8 protein-coding genes are annotated in these 9,876 nt (G+C 40.1%); 1 reads left to right on the forward strand and 7 read right to left on the reverse strand.

Annotated features, from left to right (window positions below; genetic code table 11):
- The 6 genes from EA341_RS10735 to EA341_RS10760 form a co-directional block, all read right to left on the reverse strand.
- A partial coding sequence (locus EA341_RS10735) for a peptidase M23 (protein ID WP_293014037.1) occupies positions 1-883 on the reverse strand: 883 nt, incomplete at its 3' end.
- Between the two features lie 60 nt (positions 884-943).
- A complete protein-coding gene (locus tag EA341_RS10740) occupies positions 944-1,678 on the reverse strand; it encodes a DUF4292 domain-containing protein (RefSeq protein WP_293014018.1) in 735 nt (244 codons plus the stop codon).
- Positions 1,671-3,296 carry a tetratricopeptide repeat protein gene (locus EA341_RS10745; protein WP_293014021.1) on the reverse strand — a complete coding sequence of 542 codons (1,626 nt, stop codon included), beginning with the start codon at positions 3,294-3,296 and terminating at the stop codon, positions 1,671-1,673. Before EA341_RS10745 ends, EA341_RS10740 begins: the two co-directional genes overlap by 8 nt.
- 279 nt (positions 3,297-3,575) lie before the next feature.
- Positions 3,576-4,010, reverse strand: coding sequence for a dUTP diphosphatase (gene dut / locus EA341_RS10750; protein WP_293014024.1), 435 nt, complete (start codon positions 4,008-4,010; stop codon positions 3,576-3,578).
- A 183-nt stretch (positions 4,011-4,193) separates the two neighbouring features.
- Positions 4,194-5,717, reverse strand: coding sequence for a lipopolysaccharide biosynthesis protein (locus EA341_RS10755; protein WP_293014026.1), 1,524 nt, complete (start codon positions 5,715-5,717; stop codon positions 4,194-4,196).
- Positions 5,718-5,738: 21 nt separating this feature from the next.
- A complete protein-coding gene (locus EA341_RS10760; protein ID WP_293014028.1) occupies positions 5,739-6,524 on the reverse strand; it encodes an enoyl-CoA hydratase-related protein in 786 nt (261 codons plus the stop codon).
- Positions 6,525-6,752: 228 nt separating this feature from the next.
- Here EA341_RS10760 and EA341_RS10765 point away from each other — a divergent pair, with 228 nt between their 5' ends.
- The gene (locus tag EA341_RS10765) at positions 6,753-8,207 is read left to right on the forward strand and encodes an NADP-dependent isocitrate dehydrogenase (protein ID WP_293014031.1); all 1,455 of its coding nucleotides are present in this window, start codon (positions 6,753-6,755) and stop codon (positions 8,205-8,207) included.
- Positions 8,208-8,566: 359 nt separating this feature from the next.
- Here EA341_RS10765 and EA341_RS10770 read toward each other — a convergent pair whose 3' ends face one another.
- The gene (locus tag EA341_RS10770; RefSeq protein ID WP_293014034.1) at positions 8,567-9,640 is read right to left on the reverse strand and encodes a serine hydrolase; all 1,074 of its coding nucleotides are present in this window, start codon (positions 9,638-9,640) and stop codon (positions 8,567-8,569) included.
- Positions 9,641-9,876 lie beyond the last annotated feature (236 nt).

The following is a 9,876-nucleotide window of genomic DNA, read 5'->3' on the forward strand; positions in this document are numbered from 1 at the left end:
CTGTTACACCTTTCACTGTAGGGTGGGGGTGGGTTCCAAACGGTCTCGAAACAAACCCACTTTCGACCGGCCATGGGAGCTTACCCCTGTTTCCTGCAAAAGAATTTGACAAGGCAGCAGCTTCAGGTGTAAGTGGAATACTGCTACCGGAAGAACGTGTTGCTGTGGAATTGGCTTTTTTGGCCTCGGCTTCTGCTCTTCTTATTTCTTCTTCAATGATCGCCCTTATAGCTTTATTGAGGTTTTCCTGTTGTTTCTTTGCCGCAGCGATCTGTTTTCTGATATCCTGCTCTTGTTTAGTAAGGCTATTGACAATACTTTGCTGCTCCTGCTTGGCTTTGTCTAATTGTTGTTTTTGCTGCTGCTCCTGCTGGAGAACAGCCTGCTTTTCTTCTTTTTTCGCTTCTAAATTAGCCCGTTGAACAGCCAATTCAGCAGTGGTTTTTTCAATTTGTTCTACTTGTTTTTTCCTTGCATCTGAGTATTGCTTGAGGTACTTCAGCCTCATATAAAACTGTTTGAAGGTAGAAGAACTGAAAACAAACGCAGTCATGGTCATTCCCTGATTGAGTTTGGAGGAGGTATAAATCATCCCGGAATATTCCTCTTTCATGTTTTGAAGGTCTTTTTCCAAGGCGTTGATTTTGTTTTCTGTTTCCCTGACCTCTGCGTCGATCAACTTCACCTCCCTATTTAAGGTATTGATGTAGCTAACTCTGTTTTGAAGTTGTTTACTGACAACATTGAGTTGGCCTACGGAAACTTTTTTAGTTTCTGCTGTTCTTTTTAGGATCTGATCAAATTCCAACAAGCGTTTTTGAATATCAGCCTTTTCTTTTTCCAGTTCAGCACGGGTTTTTTTAGTCTGGGCATGGACATACATTGTGGGTGCAAGCCAAATACAGACAAGAAAAATAATAATTATTTTGTTTTTCAACATTCTTTAAAACCGAAATGGAAATGATAATGGGGTATCGACCAATTCTGTTCTGGTCATTTCTAAGTTGATAATAGAAGCCTGCGGACCATCAGGAGTATTGAATGATAGCCTCAGAAGCATTTGGTTTGGAAAAGGCTGATTTCCCAAATCTTCAAATACATGGTAATTGGCTAATAGAGAACCTTTTTCTTTCATTGAAGTGGTAGTGAGTTCAGCTACTTTGCCGTGTGTAGTGCTTACCCTGGAGTGATACCTGAATCCTTCCCTTGCTTGGGTCAGTTCAAAATATTGACCTATTCGAATCAACCTATCTCTGTAGCTGAACTCATGTGGGATATTGGCAAAAATAATGTTTTGCATTAAATCTAGGTTCAAACTCAAATCATAGAGGTCTTCTATTTCTTGAAAAGTAAAGTTGATGTCCTGACCATTAAGTCTGTCTTTGATCATTACCCTTTCCTTGGTGATGGCACCTCTGAAAGCTTCCAAACCCAACCCAGGCGTAATACTAAACCATAAAATACTGTCCTTTTTAGCCCTTATATTGATGACTCCTTTGGTGGTTTTTCCCGAGGGTTCTTCGATTACGATCCGGCCTCTTGCGGTGAGATTATCAAAGTCAAGATAGACTGGGTCAAATTCCTGCATTACCTCATCAGAGGTATATAGGTTAGGTTTAGGGGCACACGCAAAACCAATTGCCATAAATACAAGCAAAGCTAAAAGTGACCTAATCATAGTATTTCTGATCCTTAATTTTTTTGATTAAAAATTCTGAAGTTTCATCTCCTCCTTCTGCTTTTCTCCAAAAGCTGATTGCTTCATTTCTATTCCCGAGGTGGTAGAGTATATCCCCATAATGCTCCAGCATTACTCCACTTGGGATGTCTTCATTTTCAAGGGCAAGTTCCATGTATTTTTTCGCATCCTCATATTCTTTGAGCTGGAAAAGAACCCATGCATGGGTATCCAGATAGGTAGCGTTTTGAGGGTGTTTTTTTACCAATTTGGTTGACATTTTTTTTGCTTTATCAAGGTCCTTTTTGTCTAACGATAAGAAATAGGCATAATTATTCAAGACATGCTCATCATCAGGTCTTTCTTTCAATACAGCTTCGTAAGCGGCATAAGCTTTTTCTTTTTCACCAAGTTGATGGTAGGCGTCACCCAATTGACCTTGAACCAAAATGTCCAACTGTTTATTTTTCCTTTGATTGACTTCTTTCGCTTTTTCTAAAGACTCTACTGCCTCCTTGGCCTTTTTTTGAGCAATCTTGGCAGTACCGTCAAAAAACCAAAATTCTGCTCTTTCCGGAAATTCATCTATAGCGATTTCAGTATATTTTTCAATTTCTTCAAAATCTTTGGCTGCATCAAACATGGTCATGATGACACCTTGCAGCACTTCTGAGTTAGATGGGTCTATTTTGAGACTTTTTTCGTAGTATTCTAAGGCCTCTTTTCTCTGGTCATTAAAGTAGAGTCTGTCTCCAACAACAGTAAGAGCATCAGCCTCATTGGGATGAAGTTCTATCAATGGCTTTTGGAGCTGATCCAATAATCTCTCCCTTCTGGTTGTTTTCATTTCCTGTAAAATATCTGAAAACGCCTCGGCTTTAACATTGACCTCTAAGTCTGGATTTTGAAATGCTTCGATTATTAAGGTTTCTGCTGTTTCCAGATCACCCATGTCCTTGTAAAGAGCATATGCGGCCATCTGTAAATCAGGCTGATTGGGATAGGTGTTTAGGGATTCTTCGACGGTTTTAAGTGCTTCTTGCGCGCGGTTATTATTGTAAAGGATTTCAACCAGACTCAATACGTATTGCGAATTTCCAGGATGAGCTTCTATAAGGTTTTTTCCCTCATCAATAGCTCCCTGCAAATCATTATTTCTCAGGAATATTCTTTGCTTTTGTATTGTAAGCTGCTCTACAACGCCATAATATTCTTCTGCTTTATTGATTGCGTCAAGGGCCTTGTCATAATTCCCAGAGCTTAAATAAAGTGAAGCCAGGTCGAGGATGTAGTTTTGGTTTTCCTCAGAATTGCCCATCAGGTTTTCCAGTATTTCTGCTGCTGCTTCAGGCTTTCCCTGCTTGGAAAAGGCCTCAGCCATGACCAAATTGTAATACTTATTGTCAGGATCACCTTCCACAGCCTGAAGCCCATAGTCCATTGCGTCTTCCACCCTATTGGCACGAAGTAAAATTTCGGCGATCTTAAAATTGATTGCGGGGTCTTCAGGATTGATTTCTCTTGCTTTCTGGAAATAAAAATAAGCTTTATCAAAGTCCTCAAGCATCATAAATCTCTGACCATCTATAAAAAAACGATCTGATTTTCTTAATTCCATTTGCTCTTTCCTCTGTTTCCGGGATAATTTCTCTTGGGAAAAAGCCGGTAGGCTTACCAATATGGAAAGGATTAATATGAGTATGCTTTTTGACCTTATTTTCACGAATCGATGATTATACTGTTATTTGATTATTCCTATGATAGGGGTGCAGGGATTGCAGGATCCATTTTCATTTTATAAAGGGATTGATCTTATAACGCAAACTTGATGCCTTTTTGTTCTCATTATTTGAAATCGATCAATTATACCTGTCCACAAACAATTAAAAGCATTTTTCTACTTTTTACCGGTACTGCCATAACCCCCAGCACCTCTTTCTGTATCAGATAGGGTTTCGCTAGGCTGCCAATCTATCTGCTCATGTTTGGCAATGACCATTTGCGCTATTCTCTCTCCATTTTCCACCCTAAATGGCTCTTTTGATAAATTTACCAAAAGCACTTTGATCTCTCCTCTGTAATCCGCATCTATTGTTCCGGGGCTATTCAATACTGTAAGACCGTATTTATATGCCAATCCTGACCTTGGACGGATCTGTGCCTCGTAGCCTTGAGGCAGTTCAATGAACAGGCCCGTTCCTATTAGTTTTCTTTCCAAGGAATCCAAAGTTACCGGTTCTTCTAGATTTGCCCTCAGGTCAAGTCCTGCCGATAGTGGCGTCTGGTATTCTGGCAAAGAATGTGCTGAGTGGTTGATAACTTTGATTTTCATATTATTTTAATTTTCTTATTAAAGATCATAATTGGTGCAAAGTGTATGGATAGCTTACTTCTTGTCACTGGATTATCTCGCATAGGTACCACAATAATTCTCCTGTAGCAATCTGGGCTAATGGGATAGGGATGGTTCCGGATTGCGAGGAAATCATCTAACCTGTTCTTGGCAGACTGAATTTTATATTTTCCTATTATTCAATTGGATCCTAAGTTTTTGGACTTCCTTTTTTTCCAGCAGCAAAACTACAAGAACAAATACAATCACAAGACTATTCCTGCCGATAAATTGTATAATTGGAATTCCCCAGTCCCAAAAGAAACCTAAATAACTCAATGCGAAGGCAAAAAGAAGGTAGAAAACACCCTTTCCAGTCTGATAAGGAATAGGAAAATATTTTTGCCCAATGAAGTAGCAAATAACAGTCATGACCGTGTAGCAGCATAAAGTACTCAAAGCGCCTCCCATCAAACCTAGCTGCGGGACCATAGTGAATAAAACCGCTATTGTCACCAATGCTCCAATGACAGTAATGTAAAAACTGTACTTGGTCTGATCGGTAAGCTTAAACCAAATACTGAGGTTGAAATAAATGCCCAACATCAAGTAGCCCAACAATAAAACAGGAACGATATAATTGCCTAAGACATAGCCATCTCCTCTAAGGAATACCGATCCAAGAAGGTCAAGATTCACTGACACAGCAATCATCAATGTTGAACAAAAAATAATAAAGGCATGCATCACTTTCGAGAAGGTTTCCGGGCTGTTTTTTTCTGTGGATTGATTGAAGAAAAAAGGCTCTGCGGCATACTTGAAGGCCTGAATGATGAGGTTCATAAGTATGGCAAGTTTGAAATTGGCTCCGAAAATACCAGTGACTTCCCTAGAAGTAAGCCCATCGTAAAAACCTTCCGGCAAAACATATTCGAATATTGTCCGGGAAAAAGTCTCATTGATAGTGCCTGCAAGACCCATAAATAATAAAGGAAATGCATAATGCCACATGGGTTTGAGGAATACCCAACTGATGGCAAACCGGAACTTTTTGGTCAGCCAAAACAAAACAGGTATCATGGCTGCATTGGCAATCAAATTTGAAATGAAAATATATTCTACTCCCCAATTAGGGTTGTATATTTTTTGAATTAATGGAGATAAACCAGCTAGCCAGTCACCATTCCAGATATGGTAGCAGAAGACTATGAAAAAGATATTTAAACCAACATTGATCAGGATATTGCTGAGCTTGGTAAAGGCAAATTTGAAGGCCTGATTTTCTTTTCTCAATTTGGCATAGGGAATCACCAAAATAGCATCAATAGCCAATATCCAGGCAATCCATCTAAAAAGGTGCTCTTGCCCCTCGTAATTGAGCCAGGTGGCCAAAGTAGGAGCGGATAAGTAAATTATGGCGCCTAAAGAAAGTGAAGTGGTGATGAGAAGTGATTGGATCTGTGCAAAGACTTTTTCCGGATCCAAACCTTTTCCTGTAGCATATCGGAAATATGTAGTTTCCATACCGTAAGTAAAAACGATATTGAAGAGTGCCATATAGCCGTAAAGAGCAGTATATGCGCCTACTGCATCTTTAGTAAGGTAAGCAGTGTAGATGGGGATAAGTAAAAAGTTGACCGTACGGCCCAGAATACTACTGATGCCATAAATAGCGGTCTGTCCGGCCAATTGTTTGAGTTGCCCCATGATTAAAAAATAAAAGGGGATTTACTCCCCTTTGAAAACTGGTTTTCTTTTTTCAAGAAAAGCTGAGGTGCCCTCTTTATAATCTCCCGACTTGACACATCGGGCAAAACTGTTTGCTTCAGTTTGGTAACCATTTTCTCCTTGTATAAATACTGCATTGACACAATCTACAATCATGCCAATGGCTAATGGTGCTTTACTCATGATTTTTTGAATCACTTCCTCAGCTTTTGCCATAGCTTCGTTTTTGGATTCACATACATAGTTGACAAGCCCAAGTGATTTTGCTTCTTCAGCTCCGATCATGTCTCCTGTCATCATCAATTCGTTAGCTTTTCCTCTACCGATCAGGTAAGTAAGCCTTTGGGTACCGCCATAACCTGGGATTATACCTAGATTGACCTCAGGTTGACCGAATTTGGCATTGGCAGAAGCAATCCTCATATGGCAAGCCATGGCAAGCTCGCAACCACCTCCAAGGGCAAAGCCATTGACGACAGCGATTACAGGTTTGTGACAGTTTTCGATTAGGCTGAATATTTCCTGACCATTCTCTGCAAATTTTCTGGCATTCAGTTCATTAAGTTCTGCAATTTCACTGATATCTGCTCCTGCAATGAAAGCTTTTTCACCTGAGCCGGTGATGATTACAGCCTTGATATTCTTATTATCAGAAACCTCGTTAAAAATATTCCTGATTTCTTCTAAGGTGTCAAAATTCAAAGCATTCAACTTTGATTCCCTGTTTACAGTCAGGTATAGAATCCCTTCTTTTTCTTCTGAGATAATATTGGTATTATCAGCCATGGTATTTGGTGATGGTTAGGCGTCAAATATACAAGGCCCATAGGCATTCCCAAAGCATTCCTTAGAAAAATACAATCGAAAAAAGGTTATAGTGCCTAATAACACTATTTCAATCGTTTGTCAACGAATTTTAATTATGTGCTAAATTATAATAGGTTTACCTCTCTGATAGGCTTTATTTTTATATTTTTGTAACATATCAAATTTTCAACTAAATCAACTCTATATATGTCATCAAAAAGAAAAATTACCGTTGCCTATGGTGATGGGATCGGACCTGAAATCATGAAAGCCACGCTGAATATCCTAGAAGCAGCTGGCGCTCAGTTAGAATACGATGTCATCGAAATCGGCGAGCAGGTATATTTGAAAGGAATCAGCTCCGGTATGGAGCCTAAGGCTTTTGATTCCTTAAGAGAGACTAAAGTATTTTTAAAGTCCCCGATTACCACTCCCCAGGGTGGAGGTTTTAAGAGTTTGAATGTTACAACCAGAAAATCTTTTGGGCTTTTTGCAAATGTGAGGCCTTGTAAGGCCTATTCCCCTTTTGTGAAAACCCACTTCCCTAAAACAGACATGGTGATCATTCGTGAGAACGAAGAGGATCTCTACGCCGGCATTGAGCACAGGCAGACGCAGGAGGTCTATCAGTGTCTGAAACTGATCTCTCAGCCAGGTTCTGAAAAAATCATCAGGTATGCATTTGAATATGCCAAAAAGTATGGCAGAAAGAAAGTGACCTGTATGACCAAGGACAATATCATGAAATTGGCCGATGGCTTATTCCATAAGACTTTCAATGAAATTGCAAAGGAATACCCAGATATCGAAACGGATCACAAGATTATCGACATCGGTTCAGCTTTGATCGCTGAGAGGCCAGAGATTTTTGATGTGATTGTTACTTTAAACCTTTATGGAGACATTATTTCTGATATTGCTGCTCAGGTTACTGGTTCTGTAGGACTTGGTGGCTCCGCCAATGTGGGAGAAGAAGTGGCTATGTTTGAAGCGATCCATGGTTCTGCACCGGATATTGCCGGTCAGGATATGGCCAATCCTTCAGGGCTGCTCAATGGAGCTGTGATGATGTTGGTGCATATCGGTCAGCCTGAGATTGCAGAAAAAGTAGGCAATGCTTGGATGAAAACTTTGGAAGATGGTATCCATACTGGTGATATTTATCAAGAAGGGATCTCTAGCAAAAAGGTAGGAACACAAGAATTCGCTCAAGCGGTGATCGAGAGATTGGGACAGAAGCCGGTGAATATGACTCCTGCGATTTTTGATAAATCAGCAAAGGATCCTATCAGCATCAAGCTTTCTCCAGTGACCAAATCAGAGAAAAAACTGATTGGAGTGGATGTATTTATTGATTGGGATAAAGATGGCAGAGACCCTAATTCCATTGGTGATGCCCTTAGAAAAGCTGACGCTGATGGTCTTGTCCTTCAATTGATCACTAACAGAGGAATCAAGGTATATCCTGGAGGGATGAAAGAAACTTTCTGTACGGATCATTGGAGATGCAGGTTCCAAAAAGCCGATCAGTCTCTTGTCAGCCATGCACAGGTTCTAGATTTGATGGATCAGATAGCCAAATTAAGCTTTGACTTTATCAAAACTGAAAACCTTTATTCTTTTGATGGCGTGAGAGCGTATAGCTTGGCACAGGGAGAGTAGTGGGAGAAGCGAGAGATTAGAGGCGAGAGACGAGAGAAAAAAGAGTCAAGAAACAAGAAACAAGACAGGCTTTTCTTTGTCATTTCGGGTTCCAATCAGAAAAAGTTCGGAATTAGAAATAAGGTTTAGAATTCCCGTCATCCTGATCCGAGGCGCGAGTATGAAGGATCCTTAGGCTTAAAGATTGAGACTCATCCTCCGTCAGGTTGATGTATCTCGAAAATCTGTTAATCTGAAAAGATTCGAACGGTGAAAAACTAAGCCTGTGCTTAAGAATTAACCTAACTTTCAATTTCGATTGGATAATATAAAAGAACAAGAAAACCGGGCAGGGATGCCCGGTTTTTTTATTGAGAATATCATTGGATCGAGTTGACTCCCTGAAAGGTTTCCAAGACCTTTTCTGCAAGGTCTACCATACTTTCTTCTTCAGGTTCATTGCGGTTGGTGAGGATGATGATGCTAAGATTTCTTGATGGGATTCGATAAAAAATATTTCTGAAGGAAGTGCTGCTGCCGGTATGATAGACCACTTTTTCGCCTCCGAATTCCTTAATGTGCCAACCTAGGCCGTAATCAATCTCGCTGCCATCATTCAGTTTTGCCTTGAGGAAAGTCCCTTCAATTGTTTCCAAAGGAAGGATCTTGCCTTCATGCAAAGCCTGATCCCAAAGAAAAAGGTCAGGTATATTGGAATAAATACCACCATCTCCTAAAACAGCAGAGGTGCTGCTTTGGTCCTTCAGTACCCAATGGTCTTTTTCCCGGCTGTATCCAAAAGCCCTTTCAGGTACGGTGTTGATGTTTTTGATATGGGCAAGTGTATGGTTCATGCCCAAAGGTTTGAAAATATTTTCTTCCAAAAAATCGGAAAATTCCTGTCCGGAATATTTTTCAACCATCAATGCCAATAAGGCATAGGCGGTATTGCTGTACCGGAATTGTTCCCCTGCAGAAAAATAAGTCTGATCAATTTTTTGGGTGATTTCCAATACGCCTTGGTCCCTGATGGGATTGACCAAGGCGGAGTCAGGCACAAAATCCTCATAATCCCAAATCCCCGAAGTGTGGTTGAGTAAATGGTGGATTTGAATGTCTTTCCCATATTCCGGAAAAACCTCGAATACCTGATCCAAAGTCCAATCCAAGTCGATTAATCCTCCCTTCTCCATCAGCAGAATTGCAGTGGCAGTAAATTGCTTTGTAACGGAAGCCAACCGGAAATTGGTATTGGTTTGGACAGGCCTTTTGGTCTCGATTTCTGCCATTCCAAAGGATTGGTGATATATAACTTCCCCATTTTCGATTACCGCAACTGCCGCACCTGGGTTTTCGCCCTGGTAATCTCTGAAGATATCTGCAATAGGGTCAGATTTTTCGGAGCAGTTGACCATCATTAAGAGAATTATCGAAAGCAAAAGAAGGTTTTTCATCCACGTAATTTAAAATGAATTCTATGAAAATCAGTCCAAATGAAGTTCAGTACGCTTGATTTCTATAATGTTGTTTATTAAACAATAAAAGTTTTGCTTACAAAACAAGAAAATAGACCAGGAAGATGAATTTCAGCAGGATAGGTACAGGTTCAAGGTTTTTCCTTTTCATTTATTGCAATAAATCAAAAAGACCTGCTAGGTTTATGAAACCTGGCAGGTCTCGTTCTGCCTAT

The sequence above is a fragment of the Mongoliibacter sp. genome (genome assembly GCF_007692705.1).
GTDB lineage: Bacteria > Bacteroidota > Bacteroidia > Cytophagales > Cyclobacteriaceae > Mongoliibacter.